Origin of the sequence: Cyclobacterium qasimii M12-11B (genome assembly GCF_000427295.1) — a bacterium.
In the GTDB taxonomy this organism is placed as follows: Bacteria; Bacteroidota; Bacteroidia; order Cytophagales; family Cyclobacteriaceae; genus Cyclobacterium; species Cyclobacterium qasimii.
In genome coordinates this window covers 1-25,238 of sequence record NZ_ATNM01000114.1, presented here as the reverse complement: position 1 = coordinate 25,238, position 25,238 = coordinate 1, and the positions used below count along the sequence as shown (strand labels likewise).

At 38.7% G+C, this 25,238-nt stretch carries 18 protein-coding genes and 1 pseudogene; 8 read left to right on the top strand and 11 right to left on the bottom strand.

Annotation, left to right across the window (positions count from 1 at the left end; translation table 11 throughout):
- Window positions 1-106 precede the first annotated feature (106 nt).
- From ADICYQ_RS13510 to ADICYQ_RS13500, 3 genes are read left to right on the top strand one after another with little or no spacing between them, the layout of a single operon-like run.
- A complete protein-coding gene (locus ADICYQ_RS13510; protein ID WP_235114645.1) occupies window positions 107-3,538 on the top strand; it encodes a SusC/RagA family TonB-linked outer membrane protein in 3,432 nt (1,143 codons plus the stop codon).
- Window positions 3,539-3,582: 44 nt separating this feature from the next.
- Window positions 3,583-5,061, top strand: a complete 1,479-nt coding sequence (locus ADICYQ_RS13505) for a RagB/SusD family nutrient uptake outer membrane protein (protein WP_040416264.1) — start codon at window positions 3,583-3,585, stop codon at window positions 5,059-5,061.
- A 25-nt stretch (window positions 5,062-5,086) separates the two neighbouring features.
- Entirely contained in the window at window positions 5,087-6,424 is a 1,338-nt protein-coding gene (locus ADICYQ_RS13500) for a sulfatase family protein (RefSeq protein WP_051160213.1), read from the top strand.
- A gap of 46 nt (window positions 6,425-6,470) precedes the next feature.
- Here ADICYQ_RS13500 and ADICYQ_RS13495 read toward each other — a convergent pair whose 3' ends face one another.
- The 3 genes from ADICYQ_RS13495 to ADICYQ_RS31235 form a co-directional block, all read right to left on the bottom strand.
- Window positions 6,471-6,728, bottom strand: coding sequence for a hypothetical protein (locus tag ADICYQ_RS13495; protein WP_020890317.1), 258 nt, complete (start codon window positions 6,726-6,728; stop codon window positions 6,471-6,473).
- Between the two features lie 68 nt (window positions 6,729-6,796).
- Window positions 6,797-8,209, bottom strand: coding sequence for a protein adenylyltransferase SelO (locus tag ADICYQ_RS13490; protein ID WP_020890316.1), 1,413 nt, complete (start codon window positions 8,207-8,209; stop codon window positions 6,797-6,799).
- Complete coding sequence (locus ADICYQ_RS31235; RefSeq protein WP_020890315.1) at window positions 8,203-8,358, bottom strand: hypothetical protein; 156 nt, start codon at window positions 8,356-8,358, stop codon at window positions 8,203-8,205. Before ADICYQ_RS31235 ends, ADICYQ_RS13490 begins: the two co-directional genes overlap by 7 nt.
- A 400-nt stretch (window positions 8,359-8,758) precedes the next feature.
- On the opposite strand from ADICYQ_RS31235, the gene ADICYQ_RS13485 reads away from it, so the two are divergent.
- Window positions 8,759-10,183, top strand: coding sequence for a sulfatase family protein (locus ADICYQ_RS13485; RefSeq protein WP_020890314.1), 1,425 nt, complete (start codon window positions 8,759-8,761; stop codon window positions 10,181-10,183).
- Window positions 10,184-10,514: 331 nt separating this feature from the next.
- Here ADICYQ_RS13485 and ADICYQ_RS13480 read toward each other — a convergent pair whose 3' ends face one another.
- The 6 genes and pseudogenes from ADICYQ_RS13480 to ADICYQ_RS13455 form a co-directional block, all read right to left on the bottom strand.
- A complete protein-coding gene (locus ADICYQ_RS13480) occupies window positions 10,515-10,919 on the bottom strand; it encodes a response regulator (RefSeq protein WP_020890313.1) in 405 nt (134 codons plus the stop codon).
- Window positions 10,912-12,888 carry a sensor histidine kinase gene (locus ADICYQ_RS26075; protein ID WP_020890312.1) on the bottom strand — a complete coding sequence of 659 codons (1,977 nt, stop codon included), beginning with the start codon at window positions 12,886-12,888 and terminating at the stop codon, window positions 10,912-10,914. Before ADICYQ_RS26075 ends, ADICYQ_RS13480 begins: the two co-directional genes overlap by 8 nt.
- A 779-nt stretch (window positions 12,889-13,667) precedes the next feature.
- Entirely contained in the window at window positions 13,668-15,137 is a 1,470-nt protein-coding gene (locus ADICYQ_RS13470) for a potassium/proton antiporter (RefSeq protein ID WP_020890310.1), read from the bottom strand.
- 717 nt (window positions 15,138-15,854) lie between these two features.
- Window positions 15,855-16,967: a Gfo/Idh/MocA family oxidoreductase gene (locus ADICYQ_RS13465; protein ID WP_020890308.1), complete on the bottom strand. Its 1,113-nt coding sequence runs from the start codon at window positions 16,965-16,967 to the stop codon at window positions 15,855-15,857.
- Between the two features lie 38 nt (window positions 16,968-17,005).
- Entirely contained in the window at window positions 17,006-17,866 is an 861-nt protein-coding gene (locus ADICYQ_RS13460) for a sugar phosphate isomerase/epimerase family protein (protein WP_020890307.1), read from the bottom strand.
- A gap of 22 nt (window positions 17,867-17,888) precedes the next feature.
- Window positions 17,889-21,385, bottom strand: a pseudogene (locus ADICYQ_RS13455) (PVC-type heme-binding CxxCH protein).
- Window positions 21,386-21,539: 154 nt separating this feature from the next.
- Here ADICYQ_RS13455 and ADICYQ_RS13450 point away from each other — a divergent pair.
- Window positions 21,540-22,418: an AraC family transcriptional regulator gene (locus tag ADICYQ_RS13450; RefSeq protein ID WP_020890304.1), complete on the top strand. Its 879-nt coding sequence runs from the start codon at window positions 21,540-21,542 to the stop codon at window positions 22,416-22,418.
- 140 nt (window positions 22,419-22,558) lie between these two features.
- On the opposite strand, the gene ADICYQ_RS13445 is transcribed toward ADICYQ_RS13450, so the two are convergent.
- Window positions 22,559-22,957: a GlcG/HbpS family heme-binding protein gene (locus ADICYQ_RS13445; protein WP_020890303.1), complete on the bottom strand. Its 399-nt coding sequence runs from the start codon at window positions 22,955-22,957 to the stop codon at window positions 22,559-22,561.
- Window positions 22,958-23,346: 389 nt separating this feature from the next.
- The gene (locus ADICYQ_RS13440) at window positions 23,347-24,321 is read right to left on the bottom strand and encodes an NAD(P)-dependent alcohol dehydrogenase (RefSeq protein WP_020890302.1); all 975 of its coding nucleotides are present in this window, start codon (window positions 24,319-24,321) and stop codon (window positions 23,347-23,349) included.
- A 167-nt stretch (window positions 24,322-24,488) separates the two neighbouring features.
- On the opposite strand from ADICYQ_RS13440, the gene ADICYQ_RS26070 reads away from it, so the two are divergent.
- Genes ADICYQ_RS26070 through ADICYQ_RS26065 form a run of 3 tightly spaced genes read left to right on the top strand, consistent with a single transcriptional unit; the run spans window position 24,489 to window position 25,209 of the window.
- The gene (locus tag ADICYQ_RS26070; RefSeq protein WP_020890300.1) at window positions 24,489-24,737 is read left to right on the top strand and encodes a hypothetical protein; all 249 of its coding nucleotides are present in this window, start codon (window positions 24,489-24,491) and stop codon (window positions 24,735-24,737) included.
- 51 nt (window positions 24,738-24,788) lie between these two features.
- Window positions 24,789-24,971, top strand: a complete 183-nt coding sequence (locus tag ADICYQ_RS30310) for a hypothetical protein (RefSeq protein ID WP_369073255.1) — start codon at window positions 24,789-24,791, stop codon at window positions 24,969-24,971.
- Complete coding sequence (locus ADICYQ_RS26065; RefSeq protein ID WP_020890299.1) at window positions 24,919-25,209, top strand: sulfatase/phosphatase domain-containing protein; 291 nt, start codon at window positions 24,919-24,921, stop codon at window positions 25,207-25,209. Before ADICYQ_RS30310 ends, ADICYQ_RS26065 begins: the two co-directional genes overlap by 53 nt.
- The last annotated feature ends 29 nt before the right edge of the window (window positions 25,210-25,238 follow it).

Here is a 25,238-nt window from a genome sequence, read left to right as displayed (position 1 = left end):
GCTGTAACAGTTCTGGATCCAGCTCAAAACACTCATCAATTAACTAACCCGAAAAGAATTTTAAGCATTTAAAATTATGGAAATTAATTTACTAAAACTATTGATCATGGTATCAAAGAGGCTTTTATATGCCTTCCTTGTACAGGTGATTGCAATGCAATTTCTAATGGCGACCACCTCAAAAAGCCAAAATTTAGAGGATGTTAGCCTAAGTATAAGCGTTCAATCGAATACTTTTAAAGAGGTATTGGGGCTAATACAAGAAAAAACCCTTTTTAACTTTACTTACAATCAAAAAGTAGTCAAGGATAACAATCGATTTACCTTTTCTTATGAGGAAAGCAACCTTAAAGAGGTCCTTCAACACCTGGCACAGGTTACAGCATTTGAGTTTAAAAGAGTAAACAATACAATATATGTAAAGCCCGGCCTTGTGACCGAAAATAAGGAGGAGAAGGTGTCAGATTTTACTTCCGTATTAAACGATTCGGAGGATGTGTTTGTACCTATCAATGGAACTGTGGTGGATGAAGGCGGAAACCCCATTCCTGGTGCAACTGTAATTATTGATGGTACCACCACCGGAACAGTCACTGATCTTGATGGGAAGTTCTCTTTGAATGCAGACACTGGGGCATTGATTCAAATTTCTTTTATTGGTTATAAAAGCCAAACCTTCACTGTAGGCAATCAAACCAGTTATTCAATTACCTTGATGGATGATCAGGCTGCATTGGAAGAGGTGGTTGTAGTAGGATATGGTACCCAGAAAAAAGAAGATGTAACAGGAGCCGTTTCATCGGTGAATCAGAAAGCAATCAAAAATTTACCTGTTTCTTCCTTAGACCAGAAAATGGTGGGACAAGTGGCAGGTGTACAAATCCAGCAAGTATCAGGAGCACCAGGAGCAGGTACCTCAGTGAAAATCCGGGGGAGTGGATCCCTTGGGGCAGGCAATGAACCGCTCTATGTCATCGATGGAATGCCCTATTCTTCAGGGATGAATCAAACCCTAAACCCTTTGATGTTTATAGATCCAAATAATATTGAGTCAATAACCATTCTTAAAGATGCTTCTTCGACAGCTATTTATGGCTCGAGAGGGGCCAATGGCGTAATTATGATTACTACCAAAAAAGGTGAGCTTGATCAGACAACTATCAATTTCTCCTCTATGGTAGGTGTGCAGCAAGCTCCTCAAAAAGGCAGGCCACAACTTTTGAATCAAAGAGAATTTGCACAATTCCAACGAGATAGAATTGATATAGGAGTTAGGCAAACTGAAGGTAGAGAACCAACCTTGGCGGATTATCCTGAGGAATACAGGGATTTGGATGCACTTTCAGGTCAAGGAACAGACTGGTATGACCTCGTACTACAAACGGCTAAGATTCAGGACCATAATTTTAGCATGCAAAAAGGAACGAAGGATTCCAGAATTAATTTTAGCTTAGGTTATTTCAAGCAGGAGGGGGTATTGAAGCATACCGGCATAGAAAGATTTAGTAGTAACCTGGGGATTGAAAGCAATGTCACCAACAAACTTAAAATTGGGGCATCCATTCAACCCACCTTTATCAAACAAGACAGGGCGAGTACCAATCTAAATAGAAGTGATATTTTGGGAGTAAGTATTTGGGCGAACCCTATATCTACACCCTATGATGCCAATGGAAACATTAAACCGTACATCGTAGCGCCTCAAAGCCGTTTTCACTCTGCCTGGAGTTTTGTGAATCCTTTATTTGCTTTGCAGGAGATGAAAATGCAGCAAAACACTTTTCAGAACCTTGGTTTGGCTTTTGCTGAATTGGAAATTTTGCCGAATTTAAGATTTAGGTCTTCCTTGAATACCATTTTTGAAGTGTCAAAGTTCGAGCAATATGTTCCAAGTACAATTGGTGCTTCCAACAGACCTCCAACTGCGGGGACCGGTTATTCTTCCAATTCGAGAAGCAATAGCTTCGATTGGCTAATAGAGAATACCGTTAATTATGACTTAACCAGAGGTGACCACCGAATCAATGCTTTGCTTGGATATACCACGCAGAAGTTTACTTCCAATAGTATTTCGTTGGGCGCAAGCCCTTTTCCAAACGACTTGATAACGACCATTAATGCTGCTCAAAATATTGATAACTGGGGGGAAGCAATCAACGAATGGAGTATGATTTCTTATTTGGGAAGAGTGAATTATGCTTTGAAAGACAAATACCTTTTAACAGCTACCTTCCGTTCTGATGGTTCTTCAAGGTTTGGCAATCAAAACCGCTTTGCTATGTTCCCTTCCATTGCGGCAGCATGGAGAGTTTCAGAGGAAGATTTCTTCCAAAATATCAACTGGGTGGATGAGTTTAAAATCCGGGGAAGTTATGGTAAAAGTGGCAACAATAATATTGGTAACTATGCTCACCTTGCTTCCATTAGTGCAGGATCATATGTTTTTGGCAACAATCAAGTAACTGCTTCCACTGTAGGGCTAGCCAATCCATTTTTGACATGGGAGGAATCCAAGCAGTTTGACCTGGGGCTGGATTTTCAATTCCTGGAAAGCAGACTTAGTTTATTGATTGACTTGTACCGAAGAGAGAGCAATAATATGTTGCTGAATGATGTCATTCCTACCATTACAGGATTTAATTCTCAAACCATCAACCAAGGGAATGTTAGAAATATGGGGCTAGAAATCGCCTTGGGTGGTTCTCCTTATGTCGGAACCTTCAGTTGGGATGTCAATGCGAATATTGCCTTTAATAGGAACAAAGTAATGTCTCTAAATGACAATACGGTGAGAATCCTGGCAGGAAATAATGATGGCAACCCTACCCACGTTTCCGTTGTCGGTCAGCCCATCGGGCAGTTTTATGGTTTTGTCTTGGAGGGAGTTTATACCCCTGCGGACATGGAGAATCCTGATATTGTAAAAACACCTCAGGTTTACGAAGGAAATGTGAAGTATAGGGATGTCAATGGGGATGGTTTGATAAATGATGTTTTGGATTATACCATTATTGGAAACCCTCACCCTGACTTTATTTTCGGTTTCACCAATAATTTTGCTTACAAAAACATTGACTTGGGCATAATTGTCAATGGTCAAAGTGGTGGACAGGTAATGAATGGTTTGCGCCAGACGACAGATAACCTCCAGGGCTTTTTCAATGTGGACAAAGACTGGGAAAATCGTTGGAGAAGCACAGAAAATCCTGGAGATGGCATTCACTCAGGCATTCCTCAAGTCAGACCTAGTTGGGGACACAGGGTGTCAAGTTTATGGGTAGAAGATGCTTCCTATGTGAGAATTTCCAATCTTACTTTGGGATATACCCTGCCAAGTGATTTTCTCGAGCGTTTGAAGGTGGTAAAAGGATCAAGGATCTACATGACGGTTCAAAATCTGGCCATGTTTACCAATTATAAAGGTGCCAATCCTGAAGGGCAGGCAGCTAACCAAAACAATACCTTGGTTCCTGGGTTTGACATGACTTCTTATCCGCTCTCAAGAACCACCTCCATAGGTATTAATCTATCTTTTTAAACGCATTTGAATTCAAACCTGAGATTCACAAAAATTATTCAGACATGAAAAAGTTACTATATATACTTGTCTTTTTGGGAATGAGCTCTTGTTCAGAGGATTTTCTGGAAATCTTCCCGGAGACAACTTTAAATGAAGGCAATTTCTATCAGACCCAGGAGGAGTTTATCCTGTTGGCCAACGGGTGCTATGTGCCCATGAGAAATTACGAAAAAGATTTACATTGGGTGCTGGCAGAATTGATATCAGACAATACGAGTTTTCAGTACAATATCAGAACGGGTGAAGCAGTAAGAGGTGTGATTGACCAGTTTATCATCACTTCTGACAACCGTGGTTATGGTCAATTCTGGGATGAATCCTACAATGGCATCACAAGATGTAATAAGTTGTTATCAGAAATTGATAGGGAGGGTGTATCCTGGTCTAATGAAGCTTATAAGGACAGATCAGAAGGGGAAGCCTTGTTCTTAAGAGCCCTTTATTATTTCAATTTGGTGAGACAATACGGAGGAGTTCCTTTGGTGATTACCCCCATTACGGCGCAAGAAGCTGTGAATATAGACAGGTCTTCAGAAGAGCAGGTTTACCAACAAATCATTAACGACCTGGAAAGCGCAGCAGCTCATTTCTCCAATGCCACGGCGGTTCATGAAGATGGCAGAGCGAACAAATATGCCGCTCAAGCGCTTTTAGGTAAGGTTTATCTTACCCAAAACAATTATACAGATGCCGCAAGTGTCCTCAAAGAAGTGATAGATGCGAATCAGTACAGTTTATTGATGGATTATGCTGATTTGTATGATCCTTCCAATCCGGATTTTACGGAAACGCTTTTCGCTATTCAGTACTCTGAAAATAATAGTGAACTTGCCAATCGGTATATTTTTATGTTTGCTCCATGGAGTTCTGAAGGAGAAATCACAAACAGGCCGAATATTAGTATGGTGTCTGCAGGCTGGAATATGCCCACAGTGGATCTTATAAACGCCTTCGAAGAGGGTGATAAAAGGAAAGCTGTTTCCATTAATACCTGGACAGGCCCTGATTGGGACGGTGAAATTAGAGAGTTGTCCTATATTGGTAAATTCAAACCGCCAGTTTCTGCGCCTGATGATAGATGTGGTGACAATATGCCCGTATTGCGCTATTCAGATGTGTTGCTGATGTATGCAGAGGCATTGAATGGGCTTGGTAGAACAGGAGAGGCCATTCCTTATGTGGAAATGGTTAGAGAAAGAGCTGGCCTGACTGATGCGCTTATAGGTTATGATCAAACAAGTTTAGAAGCGTTGATTTTGAAAGAACGTCAGGTGGAATTCTGTTTCGAAAACCAAAGATGGTATGATTTAAAGAGAAGTGGAAAAGCTGTGGAGGTCATGTCGGCTCATGGAATCAGGGAAAAAGAAATGAAACCTTTCCTATTTGATGCATCCTTTAATGTGACAGCAAATAAATTATTGGCGCCCATACCTGCTGAGCAGATTTTAATCAATAGATTGGACCAAAATACAGGCTATTAATTAACAAAAACCAAAATAATTTACGATGGAAAAAGTATTTAGGAGTTATCCTTTTAAATGTGTGTTTATGGTGTTTCTATTGGTTTCAATGACCAAAGTAACCTCATTTGCACAGGGTGAAAAACCCAATATTATCTATATTCTTTCCGATGATCAGTCGTGGAATGATTACGGATTCACAGGTCATCCTCATATTGAGACGCCAAATATAGACAAGCTGGCGGGTGAAGGACATACATTCACCAGAGGCTATGTGACAGCTCCACTGTGTAGTCCGTCCTTAGCCAGTATCATTACTGGATTATACCCTTACCAACATGGTATTTCAGGGAATGATCCCGAATTTAAATTTGAGGGGAAGCGTTACAATAACAATTGGCAAATCGCAAGGTCCAGACTTTACAAGGATTACCTTGATGAATTTCAGAAACATCCTACCATACCAATGGTTTTGAAAAAATTGGGATACCTTTCTTTTCAGGCCGGAAAATGGTGGGGAGGAAACTACAAAGAAGGTGGATTTACGGATGGAATGACACATGGTGATCCAAGCCGAGGTGGAAGACATGGAGATGAAGGGCTTAAAATAGGCCGGGAAGGTATGGATCCTATATTCGATTTTATGGATCATGCAATTGATGAAGACAAACCATTCTTTGTATGGTATGCGCCATTTTTACCTCATTCTCCACACAATCCACCAGATTCATTACTCCAGAAGTACTTGCCTTTAGCACCTACCAAGTCAGTTGCTGCCTATTGGGCTATGTGTGAATGGTTTGACATTACTGTTGGACAGCTCCTGGACAGGGTGGAGGAAAAGGGGCTTTCTGAAAACACCCTGGTGGTTTTTGTAACAGACAACGGCTGGATACAAGATCCAAATGTGCCTAATAAATTTGTTAAAGGTTCCAAACAAGCGCCACAGGATATGGGAATTAGAACACCTATTATTTACAAATGGCCGGGTAAAATTAAACCCAAGATGGACCATTCCAATTTGACAAGTAGCATTGATATGGCCGTAACAACTATGGCTGCTGTTGGCTTGGATCCACTGCCGGATATGCACGGAATCAATGTGATGGATAAGAAAGCATTGAAGAAGAGGAAAGAAATTTACAGTATGGATTTTTCTCATGACATGAAAGGGGTGGATGTCCCGGAAGAAACCTTGGAGAGCAGAATTCTTATTACCAGTCCCTGGAAGATTATTGTCCCTGGGGTGGCCAATGAGGATACGCAGGAAGTGTTGCTTTACAATATTCTAAAGGATCCATTGGAAGAGAATAACCTCGCAAACAAGCATCCGGATGTGGTGAAAAAACTTACCGCTTCACTGGATAATTGGTGGGGAAAATAATGCTAAAGCTGGAAAGGGAATTCAACCTTTCCAGCTTTTTTGATTTTTAACCTAATGGAAGTACACTTAGGTTTTTCAAAAAATGAATAACTTTTTCTTCGGGCATTTCACAGGGTTTTAAAAATTCCTTACTTGAGGTTACGTAATAATTTAAACTGATAAAATTGGTGCCACCTAATTCTTCAGCATAGATTTTTATACTTTTTCCCTTATTAAAATCTGTCCTGGTAAGGCCATACTTTTTATCTGCATAAAGCACCTCTGAAAACCCAATAGGAAGTTTGTGAATATATTCCAATAGCATAGTTTTACCTATTTAGATCAGTGGTTACCAAAACCTTGACTTAACCCATCCATTGCTATATTTACCTATTATGAGCTACACGATAGCATGGAGCAACCCACTTTATGCCTTGCCCATTCAGGTCTTTTGGCAAACCATTTTTCATTTTCAGGTTGCTCGGCATAGGGTTTTTTTAGTAATTGGTACAATTCATCTATAAGTGCATAATCACCTTTGTCTGCATCGTCAATGGCCAGTTGCGCCATGTAATTGCGAAGTACATATTTCGGATTTACTGCGTTCATAGCTTTTTTCCGTTCCGAATCCGAGACCGTTTCCAATTGCAAACGGGTAGCGTAATGTTGAAACCAATCTTTCCATTGTTGCTTAATGGTATCGGTCACTTCTGTGGGAGAGTAAAATGCCTCTTTAATCCATTCCAGGCCTTCATTCGGGTTGTCTTTTTTAAAGGCTGCCAAATTTCTAAAGAAAATCGTCATATCGGTTTCCGTCAGTTGTAAAAGGGTTTCCAAATCCTTAATCAACGATTTGTCCTGTTGCTTTTCAGTTTTTAAGCCAATCTTGTTGCGCATCATTTGAATCGAACCCAGCTCAAAATCAGCTCTGTATTGATTTAAGGCAGCCTCTAGAGGTTCCACTTCCTCCACCAGGGGATACAAAGCATTGGCCAGTTGGTATAAATTCCATAGCCCTATATTGGGTTGGTTGCCGTATCTGTATCGCTTGTGCTGCATGTCGGTTGTGTTTGGGGTCCAACCTTCTTCAAAACCCTCTAACCAGCCATATGGGCCATAATCTATGGTCAAACCCAAAATGGACATGTTATCAGTATTCATCACTCCATGTACAAAGCCAACACGCTGCCAATCGATAATCATGCTCAGTGTACGTTGTACTACTTCATTAAAAAAAGCAATATAAACGGCTTTCGAAGGAGTGCCCAAATGAGGGAAGTGGTGATTTATGGTGTAGTCTACTAATGTTTTTAGTGTGGCTGTATCTTGTCTTGAAGCAAATATCTCAAAACTTCCAAAGCGTACAAAACTGGGCGAAATACGGCTAACCACAGCCCCTTTTTCATATTCCGCATTGCCATTGTACAGTACATCACGCATTACTTCGTCACCTGTTAATGCTAGTGATAATGCTCTGGTGGTTGGTATGCCAAGGTGGTGCATGGCCTCACTGCATAAATACTCACGGATGGAGGAACGCAATACAGCCAATCCATCGGCTGTCCTTGAGTAAGGTGTTGCACCTGCTCCTTTAAGCTGAACGGTCCATTGTTTTTGATCATTTTCTACCTCAAATAAATTAATAGCCCTACCGTCACCCAATTGACCTGCCCAGTTTCCAAACTGATGGCCACCATAGCACATGGCATAAGGTTTTGTGTTTTCCATTACAGTATTTCCTGTCAACACATTTAAAAAGTCGGTGGTTTTGCTATCTGCTTCTGTTAAACCTAAGTTTTTCAGCATTTCATTAGAAACGTGTAAAAGCTTTGGTTTCGCTGTTTTTTGGGCGTAACATAAGAAAAACAAGCTTCTTTAACTTGTCTTCGATTGTTGTCTAAAACAGGGTCTGCCGGTAATTCTTCTATGAAGGTATTTTTTATGTTGAGTTTCATTTTTTATTAGATTAAACCATCTGGATTTTAAAAACTGAACGGTTTTTTTAACCCGATAAGCGTAATTTATTCTTCGCTATTTTTGAGTTCAGCGCTTTTCTATAAACACCAACGGTTAAAGCTTAAAAGTAGTTCTAGGTATGGTTTAGAAAGCTTTGTTGAAAGAAAATAGCTGTCAATTTTTTATCCCTAAAATACCGCTAATCTTTTTCACTGATGATTTTCCAATAAGTATGTAGGGATGGGGATTTAAAGGAAAATATCAAAATTGGTGGTTTTGCTGTAAAAGGTGTTTGACTAGCGCAAATTTTGTTTCAAGGTGCGATTGATATTATTATCGGCATAAAGTAAGTATATTGAATAGTTAAATTTTCTAGCAATTGATTCAATTTACAATACCATGAATAACCGACTGAGCGTTTTATTTGTATTAGGGATGTTTGGTTTTGCCTCTTGTCAAAGCCCTGAGAAAAAGCCAAATATTATTTTAATCATGACAGATGACCAAGGTTGGTATGATGCAGGCTTTAATGGGAATACAGCAATAAAGACGCCTTTTTTGGACGATCTTGCTTCCAATGGAGTTGTTTTTAATAGGTTTTATTCGGCCTCGGCAGTTTGCTCACCCACCAGGGCAAGTTTAATTACAGGTAGAAACCCATTAAGAATGGATATACCCTATGCCAATACTGGTCACATGAAGCAAGAGGAGATCACCATTTCAGAACTTTTAAAGGAGGAAGGATATGCAACGGGGCATTTTGGAAAGTGGCACCTCGGTACACTTACCAAAACTATCCCCGATGCCAATAGAGGAGGCAAAGAAAAATTTCACAAGGATTACACCATTCCATCTGAACATGGTTATGACTCCTTTTTTTGTACAGAGTCAAAAGTCCCAACGTATGACCCTATGGTCTCTCCAAAAGAATTCATAGCAGGAGAAAGCATGCGATACGGCTGGAGAGCGGTAGAAAACCATGATTCCACAAATAATTACGGCACCGTTTATTGGAAGGGAGAAAATCTAATGGATACCAGTAATGTGCAAGGAGATGATTCTCGCGTTATCATGGATCGTGTGCTGCCATTTATTGAAAATTCCGTTAAAATGGAACAGCCATTCTTTTCCACAATTTGGTTTCATACCCCTCATTTACCGGTAGTCAGTGACAGTTTAGACAGGAGCCTTTATGCGGACATGGATCTACAGCAACAATTGTATTATGGATCCATTACCGCGATGGATAGGCAAATTGGGCGATTATGGGATGCTTTAGTAAAGGCTGGGATTGAAGAAGAAACAATTATTTTCTTTTGCAGTGACAATGGCCCTGAAGAGGGGACGCCAGGTAGTGCAGGCTTGTTTCGGGAAAGAAAGAGGAGTTTGTATGAAGGCGGAGTGAGGGTGCCGGCTTTTGTAATTTGGAAGAACAAAATAGAAGGCGGCAGAAAAATAGATTTCCCAGCATTCACCAGTGATTATTTGCCTACGATTCTGGATGTTTTAGGTATAGAATATCCAAAGGAGAGGCCATTAGACGGCATTAGTATATTGGATGCAATAGAAGGAAATGTGAAAGAAAGACCAAAACCAATGGGTTTTATATGCACACCAAATGTATCATGGGTCACCCATCAGTACAAACTTATAGCTGATGAAAATCTGGAGAATTTTGAACTCTATGATTTGCTGAAGGACGAATCAGAAAAGAACAATATTATTAACGAATTTCCAGAGGTAGCAGAGCAATTAGAATCTGAATTGTCAGAATGGTTAACATCTGTTGAGAACAGTAGAAAAGGAATGGATTATAGAGAATAAATCAATTGGTTATTTAAACCTAAGTAGCTGATGTTTTTATTATTTGGGATCGGTTATTTGACATATGAAAAAGGATGAATGGCAATAAAATAGGGTAGAGGAGCATTTGATGCCGAAAAAAAACAAAATTATCTATACCTTTTTAAAAGTATCATCGCAAATATCCATCACACTAAACAAGGGCGAAAAAACCGGAAATTAAACAGCAATAGCTAAGTATTTCTATTGCTGTTTAAAATGGAAACCCTAAAATTAGCATTCATGGTCTAATAAGCCATAATAGAAGGTTTTACCTTCATGAAACCAAAGTCATATTCTCAAATGATGAAAATTAAAGCTCACTGTCAATTAGTTTTTCAAGCATTTCCTTTGAAAGTGGTTTGCTTAAAAATCCATTGATAAACCCTTTACTAAGTGCTTTCTTTTTGTCATCCGGATTAATAGAGGTTGTTAACATCACGACTACCACTTTGCCTTTAATGCCTTCGTCCAGCTTATTGTATTCTTCCAAAAATTCCCAGCCATTCATTGCCGGCATATTAATATCAAGGAAAATAAGGTCCGGCTGAGGGTACTCACCATCTTCTTTATTCTCTAAATATTCTAACGCTTCATAGCCACTTTGCACGGCCACAACCTTATTTGCTAAACCACTGTCATCTATAATGATTTTATGCAAAAAGTTTGTAGGTTCATCATCATCTATTAATAATATGCAGTTAACTTTTTTATTCATGACCCTTGGTTCTTATTGTGAATTTAAAAATACTTCCTTCATTTAGCTTTGACTCCACCCAGATTTTACCTCCATGCAAATCTACAATTTTTCTACAATGTGACAGTCCGATTCCGGACCCCTCATATTTGTTTTTATTGTGTAACTGTTGGAAGATAACAAAAATCTTTTCTTTGTGTTCACTAGAAATACCTATGCCATTGTCCTTTACAGAAAATTCCCAACCAATTCCATCTCGAATTGCTGAGATTGTTATTAATGGTTTGATTCCTTCTTTACGAAATTTAATCGCATTGGTAATTAAATTTTGAAAAAGCATTCTTAAAGTGGATTCATAGCCATTAATCGAAGGCAGTTTTTCTACTATAATTGTTGTTTCCGTATCCTTGATTTCCTTACTTAGCTCAATTTCTATACCATTTATCAATTCGTTACAATCTACGAGCGTTAGATTGTTATCGTTGTCTATGCGATTATAATCCAACAAGCTTTTGATTAACTGGCTCATGCGAACTGTCGCCTCTTGTATAAATTGTAAACTTTTTAACCCTAATTCATCGAAATGTTCTGCACGTCTTTTAGTCAATAGGTCTGTATAATTAATTACAGTCCTTAATGGTTCCTGAAGATCATGGCTGGCAACATAGGCAAATTGTTCGAGCTCTTTGTTTTTGTATTCAAGCTTCTTGACATAGTCCATTTTCAATTCCTCAGCTTCCTTTCGTTCCGTAATGTCTTGGCTAATAGACATGTATTCAGTAATTTTATCTTTATCATTCTTAAAGGGAATGATGGCAGTAAACACCCAATAAAAAGAGCCATCCTTTGCCTTGTTCTTTATTTCACCCACCCAAATTTCGCCTGACTCAATGGTTTCCCACATCTGTATAAAAAACTGTTCCTGGTGATGACCAGAATCCAGAAGTTCAAGTGTATTTCCTACATGTTCTTCCCTTGAATATTGAGTAGTTTTACAAAAAGAATCATTAACGTAGGTTATCACCTTATTGGTGTCCATTAGTGAAACACTAGAGACCTGATCTACGCCTTCTTTGAAACGTTTGAGATAATAGCTATTGTTTTTTTGCAATTCCATTGCCAATTTTTGTCTTTCTTCATCTGTTTTATTTAGTCCCAAGGCTGTGAATATCAAGTATATTATGCCCACCGGTATGAATATGGCGGCATAGGCTACCAGCCCGAAATCTATTGTTATGATGTTTTGATGTATGCCAACAATTAGCAGATAGCTCGATACAATTGGAAATATAATAAGAGAGGGAAAAATTTTACGGGCAAGTTTGCTTCCCTCAAAATCTCCAGTCAATATTTGGTAAATAGGAGAATTTTGATTTTTAAACAATTGTAAAGTAGAGATTAGTAAAAATAGGATTGAAGTATTAATTGACATCGTTTGAAACAGCGAAGTTTTGTTTGCCATAGGTATAAGCAAAATAAAAGAAATGATACCTACTAGTGCTAGAATCGCTGTTGACGTGAATGCTAACAATCCTATTTTCCCAAAGATCCTATCTGGATACAAGTTTCCTAAGAATCCAATACCAAGTAATATTGAACATATGGCAGTTGCTGGGGACATTCTGCCAGGATTACTCTTTGAGAAAACGTCTGTGACAAAAATATTGTCAATTGAAATGAAGGACATACCAAGGTATTCACCTATTGTAATAACACCGATAAAAATTAAAATACTGGCCAATATTTTGTAGATGCCACGAAATCTGGTCTTTTTTTCTCGACAGATGAACATTAGTACACCAGATAAAAGAATAATTATAGCAGTATTAAATTTCATTGTGGCACCTGCAGCTTCAGGTGTTATGCCCAATAATTCATAAATCCCGACAAACCAGCCAATAATTACCCCCAGGCTTAACACCAGAAAAATTGAAATGAATATCTTTTCAATTTTATCTAAATTAAGTTTTTTAAAAATGGATATTGGCATAGGTTTTAAAAATATAATATGATCGTAACTGTTTTTCTATTAAAAAGTTTTTATTCTTGATTGGCTCTGACTTCTATTTTAGGGTGAATGTTTCATTGTAAAATAAGGAATTCAATTTTTAGCTCAATTTTAAATTAATAGCATCTTATTGACTAGGTTCATGTTTTGAAAGCGATCATTTGGATCTATTATTTAAATGAAAGCACTTCTTTATTTTATTTTTTTAATAGAACAATCTTTTATGATACATGATACTCTCAAAATATACCATTTATTAAGTTAATATTTTAGATTTCTGATATTAAACTGATATTTTAAATGCTTGATTCGATCAGTTAAAGCTTTCAAATAAAGGGAATTGGACTGATTAAATGATAAATCCCTGATTCGGGCATAGGAAAGAACCACTTCGGTATTTGACGTCGAGTAATATTTAACCAATGAAATAGTAGGCCTATTTCCCCCTAATCCTTTATTTTGAATCAATTGAGCAAGGGCGTTTTGTATCTTCCTAATTAGTTATGTTCAGAAAAGATGGCTGCAATATTTACAAATTTGATTGTGCTGCTAAATCAGGAAGTGAAAAAATATTTTATCTAAACTTTTAATTAAAGAGAAGTTAATACATTTAGCATCCTTTTTTTAACTTGAATCATGCTATAGAAATGGCGATAACCTGTTCGGTAATTCTTATAGGATGCTTTAAGTATTAAGAAATTGGGGTTTTTTAAACTGGGTCCTGCCTGAATTCTTCTTTCACCCTTTTATTCGAATAAGCTTTATTCTTCCTGAATTTTAAGGGATTTGTACACTTCTTTGATGTTTTCTAATTTATCAGTCAACACAACCAATTTATCATTGACCTCCAACGTGGTCGAACCATTTGGCATCAAATAGTTTTCATCCCTTTCGATCATTGCGATAATGGCATTTTTAGGGAAATTTAAATCTACAATTTGTCTCCCTATGGCATCGGTATCTTTTTTGAGAATTATTTCTTTTAAAATTGTTTTGGGATGTTCTTCCAGAAACTCCTCACTTGGGGTAGGTTTTTTGGCACCTTCTGGTAAGCCAACTTTCAACCATTTAGCGACTAAGGAAATGGTTGTACCTTGTATTAATACCGAACTTATCGCAACAAAAAAGACGATATTGAAGATAATATTGGCCTTGTCAATGCCAGCTAACAAAGGATAAGTAGCGAACACAATGGGTACAGCACCTCTTAAACCAACCCAAGAAATGTAAAACCTTCGCCTTAATTTCATTTTAAAGGGTATAAGGGAAATAAATACAGCCAGGGGCCTGGCTACAAGTATTAGGAAAAGTGAAATGATTAAGCCGAGACCTATGTATGGGATTATTTGAGAAGGAAAAACCAATAGTCCCAAGGTCAAAAACAAAACAATTTGCATCAACCAGGCTAATCCATCAAACATCCGTAAAATAGTCTTTTTATGAATTAGATTTTGATTTCCAAGGTAGACAGAGCATATGTAAATGGCGAGGAAGCCATTGCCATACAGTGAATCGGTAGCTGAGAAGGTAATAAACATAAGGGCTATGGTAAGCACTGGATAAAGCCCTTCAAAATCAAGCTTAATCTTGTTGATTATCCATTTACTAAGTTTACCAAAAAGGAGACCAGAAATTGCTCCTATTATCATTTGTAATAGAAACAAAGGAATAATGGAGAGCACCCCTTTGTCAGGTTGTTGCACTAGAGATAAAAATGCAATTGTTAGCACATAGGCCATTGGGTCATTACTTCCACTTTCTAATTCCAGGGTAGGGCGGAGGTTTTTCTTTAAGGCAAGGTTTTTACCTCGGAGGATGGAAAAAACTGCAGCCGCATCTGTGGAAGAGACTATGGCACCCAGTAGCAAACTCTCAAACAAGGTAAAATCTGTGATCAAATGGACAAAATAGCCTAAACCTAAAGCAGTTAGCAAAACGCCCATTGTAGACAATGCTATTCCTTCTTTCAAAACCGGCTTTACTGAAGGCCATCTTGTATCTAATCCACCGGAAAAAAGTATAAAGTTAAGGGACACAATGCCTATAAATTGTGCGATTTCAGGATTGTCAAAATAGATGCCACCTATGCCTTCTGAGCCAGCTAACATACCAATGGTAAGAAAGAGCAATAATGTAGGTATTCCGAAGCGGTAACTTGGTTTTCCTGCAATAATGCTTATTAATAATAGTACAGAGCCTATCAGTATTATATTCTCAATGGTTATATTCATCCAACCTTAATTTTTACTATAAAATATTTGGCAGACAGCTATTATTATAGGATTGAAAGCCCCTATTCAAGGGTGTTCATAAATACTCCTAGAAAAGAATTAGCCGCTAGAACTCAGTAATTTTTTATTTTGTTTCTGAAATGAAGTTGAAGGGCTTGCCTATCACACTCCTTTCACTTTTATCCCCAAAGCCGTTGAGGTGATTGAACCCAGTATAATTAAATACTATCCTTTTTATAACCTGTTGAAACCACATTAATTTCGATTCACCGTCGCTGTTTTCGGTTTCACATAAGAAGTGTTAGCACCTGGTATTTCAACGCCTCTATTTTTGAATTGAGACCTTCACAATGAAACCTGTTGAGTTATCCTTGTTAATAGCAAAAATAAGAATTCTTAGAAGGTTTACCGCAATTAATTTAAATAATAGTTGACGAGAAAAATAAAGTCTTAAAACCAAAAAATTGTAATTGAGGTTTTACTTGAGTTAATGTTACTTTAAAGCGTATGCCTGGTTTTACGTCTGTTTCAATATCAAGGTGGAGTAGAAAAATAGAATAGTCCTAATATATTTAATCTCCGATAATTTATCGTGCCAAAAACCAATCTTATCTCTTGGAATTGACCAGCTGTGGTAGAATCAATTCTAAGGTAATCTATTCAAAAAAATGACCCGGATTGATTGAAATCCGGGCCTGAAAGATGAAATAGGAGGGATTATTTATTGAAAGTAAAATCAGGAAGTTTGATTTTTTCGCCCCCTTTCATAGCTGATTCATGGGCTAAAATACCTACACAAGTTATGTTGGCAGATTGCCGGGCGTTTGGATAAGGTGCTCTGTCTTCCTGTAATGCAGCTATAAATTCATGTACAAGATGCGGATGTGATCCTCCATGTCCAGCTCCTTGAATAAAAGAAAGGTGCTGGTTGTCATCATCATCATATACTCCTGCAGTAGTAAAGGGGGCAATTTCTTCTGGAAGTAGGTGGGCATAATCTGGGATTTTAACCTTTTCAGGTATTTCTCCTGTATGTACCACACTGTCTTCGTTTTCGATTAAGGTCCATTCAAAGGATTTCTCAGATCCATAAGCGTCAAAACTCTCTCGGTATTGACGTGCGGTATTGAAAAGTGAGCGGGTAACTTCGGCTGAAAGATCCGAATCTTTTAATTTGATATGGCAACTCTCTACCGCAAATGGAGAGCCGTATTTTTCAATCAGGTTTTCATCGATCCTACCTGATCCAAAACAGGAGACATATTCAGCTTCTGCTTTTGGCAAAGCCAGAACTGGCCCGACACAATGCGTGGCATAGTGCATAGGAGGAAGGCCTTCCCAATACCCAGGCCAGCCAGCCATTTCTTGTTGATGACTCGCACGTAAAAATTGCAATTTACCCATAGCGCCACTTTCGTACATTTCTTTTACAAAAAGAAATTCCCGGCTGTAAATCACAGTCTCCATCATCATATAGGTAAGGCCTGTTCTTTTGGTTTCGGCTACGATTTGGCGACATTCCTCTACCGTGGTGGCCATGGGTACCGTACAGGCTACATGTTTGCCAGCCCTTAATGCTTTAAGGGATTGTTCCGCATGTGCCTGGATGGGGGTGTTAATGTGAACTGCATCGATATTGGGGTCTTTTAGCAGTTCATCATAGTCGGTGTATCTTTTGGCAATACCGAAAGCATCTCCAATTTCGTCAAGTTTTTCTTTGTTCCGCTGGCAAATAGCATAAATATTGGCCAAGGGATGTTTTTGGTAAATCGGAATAAACTCTGCACCAAATCCCAATCCTATGATCGCTATGTTCAATTTTTTATTCATGTGTCAACAAATTATTTGGGTTAAACGATTGAATTTTATTAGTTTTTGGCCCAATTTTTTAGAAAATTGAACCCTTCAGAAGCAAATTTATCCTGACTCTCTGCCAAAGGTCGCCATATGCAAACTGCTCCGGCCAGCTCTTTTATTTCAGGAGTAAAACTCTCAATGGTGACCACACCTTGATAATTGACCTTCTCAAGTCCAGATTTAAAGTCGTCCCACCTTGTTTGGCCCGTACCGGGAGTTCCACGGTTGTTTTCCGACACCTGAACATGTATCAACTTTTCACCTGCCTGCAGAATTGCAGCTTCAATGCTGGGCTCTTCAATATTCATGTGAAACCCATCCAATAATACCCTGGCAGCTGGATGGTTGATGTCAGAAATTAATTGCATCAAGTCGGAAGTTGTGTTGATCAGATCCGTTTCAAATCGATTTAAAGCCTCCAAAGCAATTTTCTGACCTGATTTTTCTGCCATCTGACAAACCTTGTGCAAATTATTTACAGCCCTATCCCATTCGATTTTCTTTTGTTCTGGAGAGACCAACCGAGCCTTTCCTACAGCAGAATACATGGGGCCAGCCACAAATTCAGCTCCTAAGGAAGCACTTATATCAAAACAGGCCTGTATATAATCAAAACTGGTTTTATGAAAACCAGGGTCATCATGCGTTAGGTCCCGACTTGGTCCAAAAGCAGCACAAATAATAGGGCTGAGTCCATTGTCTTTTAATGCCTTTTCTACTATCTCTGTATTAATTATAGAAGGATCCTCTACTGGGATCTCCACTGCATCAAAGCCCATTTGCTTTATTTTAGGAAAAAGGGATATGGTGTCGGAGCTAAAAGGGGAGGTCCACAACCAGGTACTGACTGCCAATTTAATGTCTAAAGCCATTGTTTATTTTTTGTTTAAAATCTTATTCAACAATCATAATTCCATTCATAATTCTCCAATGTCCAGGAACAGTACAAAGGAAAGGGTATTCTCCCGGTGTGGTGGGAGCAGTAAAAACAAGGCTTTCATTTCCTTCCGGATCAACCAGAGGAGTTGCAGCAATTATTTCGGGTATTTTTGGCACGAAATTCATTTTGATGCCATTTGGGTCTCTCGCCAATGCATCCGCAGCCTTGCCTATGGTTTCTAAACTTCCCGATTTCCCTACCAGTAGGTTGTGTTGCATAAAGTCATTGTTCACGAAATCAATCGTGACCTGCTGTCCTGCCTTTACTTTGAAAGTGGCCTTATCAAATTTCATTTCATGTGCAATTACCCCCATTTTGATGGTAACTGAACCTACATTGTTTGTTTGAGCCTGACCTTGTTCTGGCTCGGTAGTTTCAGGTTCATCACCTTCTATTGGAAGTTTAAGGTTTAGGTAGGAAGACCTGGGATTTATTCTTCCGTTAAAATAAAAGCGATCCTTGTAATTACCTACTTGGGAAGTACCCATATTGTCATGACCTATTCTAACCCTTTCCTGATCAAAATCCTTGGTGAAAAGACCCGCTGCTTTGCTTTTTGAAACCTGATTGTCATCAATGCTTAATGCCATCTTTCCACGATTCTCCAGGCTTGCGTTCAATACAAATTGCTGATCGGGTATTTTGCCGTTGAAAACAGCCTGGTAGGTTTTGCCATTTTGTTTTACCAACCAGTAAATGTTATTATTAAGTATATACAAACTATAGCCATTGGTCTTGTTACCCTGCGCCATGATTATCCCTTCCAGAGCTTCATCGGACTTGCTTATTGTGGCTTGGATGCGAATTTCTTTTCCCGCTATTTGTGGTGGAAATGGAACCCCAGACTTTCTATCTAAACTGTATTGTTCCTCAATAAGGCTTTTGCCTACCCGCTCTTCCAATGTCAATAAAGAATCTACTTTGTCAATCTGATTAAGCGCTGTTGAAGATGCATCGAAGGCGAATGGATGTGTGATTACTGCAGCAAACAATGCTTGAGGAAGGTATTCATCCGAAGCATTTTTCTCGTCTTGACTGGCTGATAAAAGGAAACCTGAAACATCAGCAGAAATGGGCATTTCTGCAATGGCAAGCAATGCCTCCTTTCTGGTATTAAGATTTTCATCATTGATGAGATTGGCATTCAAAATTGCTAGTAGAGTCGCCTCGCTTTTTGGTAATACCCGAATGGCACTTTTTCTCACACCTGCAGCAGGATGCTTTAAAGCTTTTATCACGGCATCAATAGCCTTAGTATTGCTACCATCAAGTGCGTCCAACCCATGCAGGGTCCACAAGGCATGAACGGCTGGAGAATTTAAACCGATTTCATCTAGAGATTGGTTAGCTATAAGTTGAAGAAGATCTTCAATTATCGAGGTATTGTTATTTTCTACAATTAGCTTCTGAGCGGTCATCCTCCAAAACATATTGTCACTTTTCAAGCCACTAACAAGGTCTTTATTAATGGAAGGATCAATGTTCATCGTTTTGTATTCCCCTCCTTTGTAAATCAAGCGATAAATTCTTCCATGTTTGGAATCTCGGAGTGGATTGATGTAGGCATTGCCTTCCCCATTTTCAAATCCTTTTGGTGTAGGATTGTGCTGGATGATAAAGTTGTACCAATCTGCGATCCAGACGGCACCATCAGGGCCTACTTCAGCATGTACAGGGGAAAACCATTCGTCTGAACTTGCCAATAGATTAAAGCCATTTTTCTCTTTAAAACCTGAACCTTTAGGTTCTATGATGGCATTGTGTAATACCCGTCCCGTAGGTTCAGCTACAAAGGCTATCCTGTTCCAGTAAGCTTTAGGGAAATTCCTTGCAGTGTAGAAATTGTGTCCTGCAGCGGCAGTGTAGCTACCATGCCAATCCACCTGACGTAAAAAAGGAGTAAGGTGCGGCATATCATAATGGCTGTCTATACCATGAACGGCATTGACCGAACCACCATTAACAGGTCGTTTTACAAATTTATTGGGCATAGCCAAATAAGCACTGTGCTGGCCATTTGCTGTAGAAATAAAAGTGTTGAAATCTTCAGTGAAGCCTAAACCCCAGGTGTTGTTACTGGTATTGCCAAGAAATTCCAGGTTCGTTCCATCAGGAGAAAAACGGTACACTCCTTGACTAAAGGATAAGGCTTTTCCTTCTGTTTCTCCTTTAAAACCGGAGTAGCCTAAAACACCCCAAATCTTATTGTCGAATCCATATTTTAAATTAGAAGGGCCTGCATGGGTATCACTTTTACCCCAGCCGGTAATAACGGTTTCCCTTATATCTGCCTTGTCGTCCCCATCGGTGTCTTTTAGAAATATGAAATCTGGTGCCATAGAAAGTAATATACCTCCATTGACATAGACCATACTGGTTGGGATATTCAAGCCGTCTGCAAAAACAGTGATTTTATCAGCCTTTCCATCACCATCGGTGTCCTCCAGAATCTTGATTTTATCATTGCCACCATTTTGCCTTACCTCATTGGGGTAGTCAGCTGTTTCAATCGCATAAAGACGACCCCTATCATCCCAGGCAATGGCCATTGGGTTGATAATGTCTGGCTCTGAGGCAAAAAGCTGTAATTCAAATCCCACAGGAACCTGTACCAATTTCATTGATTTTTCGGGAGAAAGTGGAAGTTGGTATCTTGGTGCAGGATCTTTGTTTTCATAGTTTGGAATAATAGCGTCTTCAAATTGAGGCTGGGGAATATCAAATTCAGCTACCTGCTCCGCCACTTTATCTCCTATCGCCCATAATACACCATTCGCAACTAGTTTTTGAAATTCAGGTTGATTCCACGTTCTTTCGTCATGACCATAGGCAGTATAAAAAACGCGTCCTTTTCCTTGTTCTCTTACCCAGGTATAGGGTTCTTTCTTGTCTCCTTCAGCCCTTTCCATTAATATGGTCATGTCATCATTTAACCGGCTGTGGATATAGGTCTCATCCCAGGTTGTGAAAATAGAAATGCCGTCCATTACCGGGTGAGAGGGATCAGTAATGGTAGTAGAGAATTCCCCTGTTCCATGAGTGGAAAATTGTCCTCCTACAGCTTCTATAAACCAATTAGAATTTTGGAAACAAAGGAACCACTGTGAATGGGTATCAGTGCCTTTCCACTTTCAATATAATTTTTAAGGGCTATCTCTTGTTCATCTGAAATCATTTCATGATTGGCATAGATGATTAGGCCGTCATAAAGCCGTAATTTTTCTTCATTTAGATCAGAAGGATCGGTTGTATAGCTTAGATTGATTCCCTGTTGGAATAAATGCTTGCCAAGGATTGACATTAACTTTTCTGAATCATGGTGTGTGCTTTCGTGACCGAGGAATAATATTTCCGCCCTTCTGGGCTCATCGGATAGCTCAATCTTGTTAGACTTGGTGCCACATGACATCCATATAAGCATGGCAATGGCAATTATCCCTGGGTTCTTCATTGTAATTGTTGATTGGGTAATATTGTACTACTTATTCAAGATACTAATTTGGGCGTTTTATTGTCATCATGCTTACTGTTTTTTATCTTATTATGACTGTTTTTTATCATTTATAACTATTTTTATTGGAATATGTAACATAAAAAAATTACTATTGAAAAAAGCTTTCCAAAAATCACGCATCCCAGAGCAAAGTGCTTTTGTGGTAAAAGAACTGATAGCACCAACTTTTGATAAAAATTGGCATTTCCATCCAGAGTATCAGCTTTTTTTGGTTCTCGAAGGAAAAGGGACCAGATTTATAGGTGATGATATGCGTCCATTCAAACCTAATGACCTGGTGGTTACTGGTCCTAATTTACCCCATCTGTGGAGGAATGACCAAGAATATTTCGAAAAGGAGAGTAAGCTTAAGACTAGGGGAATAGTGGTCTATTTTCCTGAAGATTTTTTAGGCCCAAAATATTTAGGTGAAAAAGAGGAATATGAAGAGTTGCATGCCTTGCTCAAAAGAGCTTCACTTGGGCTGGAGATAATGGGGGAAACCAATGAACTGATCAAGATGCAATTGATAAATTTGGTGCATAAGAAAGGTTTGGAAAGAATTATCGGACTGCTTGAAATATTATTGCTCATTTCCAGGTCAAATGAAGTCAAGCCGATTGTTCAGGCAGGATATACCAATGCCAATAAAGAATCTGAAAAGGACCGAATGAGTAGGGTATATGAATTTGTAATGGACCAGTTTCAACACGATATTAAACAGGAAGAAGTGGCTGCAATGATAAACATGACGAGCAGTTCCTTTTCCCGTTATTTTAAATCAAGGATGAATAAATCCTTTTCAGATTTTTTGTCAGAAGTCCGGATCAGTCATGCTTGTAAACTGTTACCTACCGAAAATCTTAATATCAGTGAAGTAAGTTATGAAAGCGGGTTCAATACGCTTTCTAATTTTAACCGGCAATTTAAAGAAAGAATGGGGATGACTCCTAAATCCTATAAGAAGGACTTTCAAAAGACATTTGAATAACCTAAAGGGCCTCAATTAATCGTGGAAAGAGATGAATCTGGTAGATTAGTCTGTAAAAGAAAATTGAATTGAAACGATGATAAAGTAAAACAATGCCGGGGAAATTCTCGCAAATTTCCCGGCAAAAATAAATTTTAGCTTTATAAAGCTTTTGCTCCTGCTTCAGCTACGGCATGGTCATTTTCGACAGCACTTCCGCTGACGCCAATTGCACCAACAACGTCCCCTGCGCTATTTTTTAAAGGTACACCACCAGGGAAAGTGATGAGTCCATTGTTGGAATTCTCAATATTGTATAAGGACCCACCTGGTTGTGACAACTCACCTATTGCTCCAGTGTTCATGTCAAAAAAACGAGCTGTTTTGGCCTTTTTTATGGAAATGTCCAATGAACCTAACCAAGCTCCATCCATCCGTGCAAAAGCAAGAAGATTGGCTCCTGCGTCTACTACTGCGATATTCATTTTAGTATCAATGGCCTTGGCTTTCTTCTTGGCGGCGGTTATGATTTTTTCAGCATCAGCTAATGTAATATTCATATATTTTGGGTTTAAATAATAATTAAGTAAAATTGGCTTTGTTTAATAACAAATAAATATAGGAATAATTTATAAAATGGGCTTATAAATAACGCTCAAAAATCACATAGCTTTAAGTTTATAAGAGACAATGGCACTTAAAACTTAATACAAAACTTCTTTTAAAACTTAAGTTTATTATTCAGCCAAAGGGTTGTTTTTGAAAAAATACCAGGCTGAAAATTGATAAGAAAGCAAAAAATCAAATGAAAATAATGAATGGTAAAAATGTGGGGATGTTGTAAGGATAACTAGAGGCTAAGGTCAATGGCCTACCATAGGAGTTTATTTTAGCTGTCGGTTTCTAAAATGGCTTGAAAGAGGATCATTTTTTTGCAACCTAGTAGTGACTATGGGTGAATGGTGATAATTACCTTTCCTATATGTTTTCCCTCTCCAAAGAGCTGTAGCTTTTCTGCGGCAGACTCCAAGGGATAAGGACCATCTATAACAGGTTTGAGCTGTTTTTTGGCATAGAGTCCTGCGATTTCTTCTAAACCAGCATTGGGCTTAAGGCTTAGAATATTTAATTTTTTGTTGGAAAAAGGTTGCAGCAGCTTACCCCAAATCAAGGTAGTTATCAGATCAATAAGGTTACCTCCGATACTGACGTAGTTGCCCTCAGGTTTCAAGGAGCGATGGTAAGAGAATGGGGATTTGTTGGTTTTGCAATCGAGGATTAAATCATATTGAAGACCATTTTTGGTGAAATCTTCCACTTTATAGTCGATAACATGATCATATCCCAAAGCCCTGAGCATTGCTAGTTTTTCCCTATTGTCTACGCCTGTTACCTCACAAGCATAAATCTTTGCCAGCTGTAAAGCCAAAGTTCCAACGCCTCCTCCAGCACCGTTTATCAGTACTTTCATGCCTTTTTTTATCTTGCCAATATCTCTTAAGCCCTGAAGGGCCAACAAAGAAGCATGAGGCAGGGCTGCTGCTGATTCAAATGACATGGATTTTGGCTTGCGTACAAGCGCTTTAGCATTGATGCTGATGTAGGCTGCAAAAGTTCCAAACCCATAATTGGAAATGTCTCCAAATACTTCATCTCCAACAGCGAAATCTTGTACCTCAGCACCCACCTGAACCACTGTTCCAGACAATTCCATTCCCATGATTTTCGATTTTGGCTTGGTCAATCCAAACATAAGGCGGTACAAAAATGGCTTTCCCCTGACCAAGCTCCAGTCGTAGTCATTGATCGCTGTACAATGGACTTTCACCAGGATTTCATTGTCCTTTGGCACTGGAGTTACTTGCTCACTTAATTTTAATACCTTTTCAGGTAAACCATATCTTTCAAAAATGAGGACTTTCATAGTTAAGCTAATGCATTTTAGGTTAGGTTAAATAGCATGTCAGCCTCTTCCTATTACCAATTCAAACTTTAAAAAAGTAAGATAGCCAAAACACGAATATTTAGGAAAACAATCTCCATTAATTGTTCTTTTCAAAAGAAAATCAATGAAAGGCACCAATATATATTTTGCAATGGCATTTTAATCTAATTATTTGGAATGAGTCAGGTAAAAATGCGCATTGGAGAAACAGAAAAAACAAGGACCAACCGTTTTTCGCAGTTTTAAACTTTACAGGTACGCATGAAAGTGCAACAAATCTGAAAGCAAAGCATTTGGATGTAGTTGAAGCAAAACCCGAAGACCAATTAATAAAATCAGGAGCGGTTCGTCTTCCAACCTATTTTCCAAATACTGAAATAGTCAATGAATTGTAGACCAGGTATTATAACAATATTACAGCGCTTGATAATTATGTTGCAGCTATTGTGGACGAATTAAAAGAAGGCGATTTAGTAGACAACACCATTTTCTTGTTTTATCCCGACCATGGCGCTGGTGTGCCAATGCATAAAAGGTGGCTGTATGACACAGGTTTAAAAATACCTTTAATCGTATATGCGCCGGAAGCCTATCGCCATTTGGTTCCCCCAAAGTGCTGGAAAAGCTGAAGATGAATTGGTTATTTTTGTAGATTTGGCGCCTACCGTTTTAAACCTAGCAGGCATTTTCATACCAGAAAACATGCAAAGAAGGGCTTTCCTTGGCACTGATCTAAGACCGGCAAGAGATTATGTATATGCTTCCAGGGACCGTATGGACGAGCGCTATGACATGCAACGCGCAGTAAGAGATAAGCATTTCAAATACATCCGTTATTATGAATTTACAAAGCCCTTCGTCCAGTAAATGAATACTCCCGAAAAAGGAGCTATAGT

What these genes read in the sequence shown, in the direction of transcription:
- ADICYQ_RS26075 (WP_020890312.1), bottom strand. Translation starts at nt 12,888, where the DNA reads ATGCCAATATCCATTTTTAAAAAACTTAATTTAGATAAAATTGAAAAG.
- ADICYQ_RS13490 (WP_020890316.1), bottom strand. Translation starts at nt 8,209, where the DNA reads ATGCTGAAAAACTTAGGTTTAACAGAAGCAGATAGCAAAACCACCGAC.
- ADICYQ_RS13485 (WP_020890314.1), top strand. Translation starts at nt 8,759, where the DNA reads ATGAATAACCGACTGAGCGTTTTATTTGTATTAGGGATGTTTGGTTTT.
- ADICYQ_RS13500 (WP_051160213.1), top strand. Translation starts at nt 5,087, where the DNA reads ATGGAAAAAGTATTTAGGAGTTATCCTTTTAAATGTGTGTTTATGGTG.
- ADICYQ_RS13510 (WP_235114645.1), top strand. Translation starts at nt 107, where the DNA reads ATGGTATCAAAGAGGCTTTTATATGCCTTCCTTGTACAGGTGATTGCA.
- ADICYQ_RS13495 (WP_020890317.1), bottom strand. Translation starts at nt 6,728, where the DNA reads ATGCTATTGGAATATATTCACAAACTTCCTATTGGGTTTTCAGAGGTG.
- ADICYQ_RS13470 (WP_020890310.1), bottom strand. Translation starts at nt 15,137, where the DNA reads ATGAATATAACCATTGAGAATATAATACTGATAGGCTCTGTACTATTA.
- ADICYQ_RS31235 (WP_020890315.1), bottom strand. Translation starts at nt 8,358, where the DNA reads ATGAAACTCAACATAAAAAATACCTTCATAGAAGAATTACCGGCAGAC.
- ADICYQ_RS26065 (WP_020890299.1), top strand. Translation starts at nt 24,919, where the DNA reads ATGCGCCGGAAGCCTATCGCCATTTGGTTCCCCCAAAGTGCTGGAAAA.
- ADICYQ_RS13460 (WP_020890307.1), bottom strand. Translation starts at nt 17,866, where the DNA reads ATGGCTTTAGACATTAAATTGGCAGTCAGTACCTGGTTGTGGACCTCC.
- ADICYQ_RS13445 (WP_020890303.1), bottom strand. Translation starts at nt 22,957, where the DNA reads ATGAATATTACATTAGCTGATGCTGAAAAAATCATAACCGCCGCCAAG.
- ADICYQ_RS13505 (WP_040416264.1), top strand. Translation starts at nt 3,583, where the DNA reads ATGAAAAAGTTACTATATATACTTGTCTTTTTGGGAATGAGCTCTTGT.
- ADICYQ_RS13465 (WP_020890308.1), bottom strand. Translation starts at nt 16,967, where the DNA reads ATGAATAAAAAATTGAACATAGCGATCATAGGATTGGGATTTGGTGCA.
- ADICYQ_RS13480 (WP_020890313.1), bottom strand. Translation starts at nt 10,919, where the DNA reads ATGAATAAAAAAGTTAACTGCATATTATTAATAGATGATGATGAACCT.
- ADICYQ_RS13440 (WP_020890302.1), bottom strand. Translation starts at nt 24,321, where the DNA reads ATGAAAGTCCTCATTTTTGAAAGATATGGTTTACCTGAAAAGGTATTA.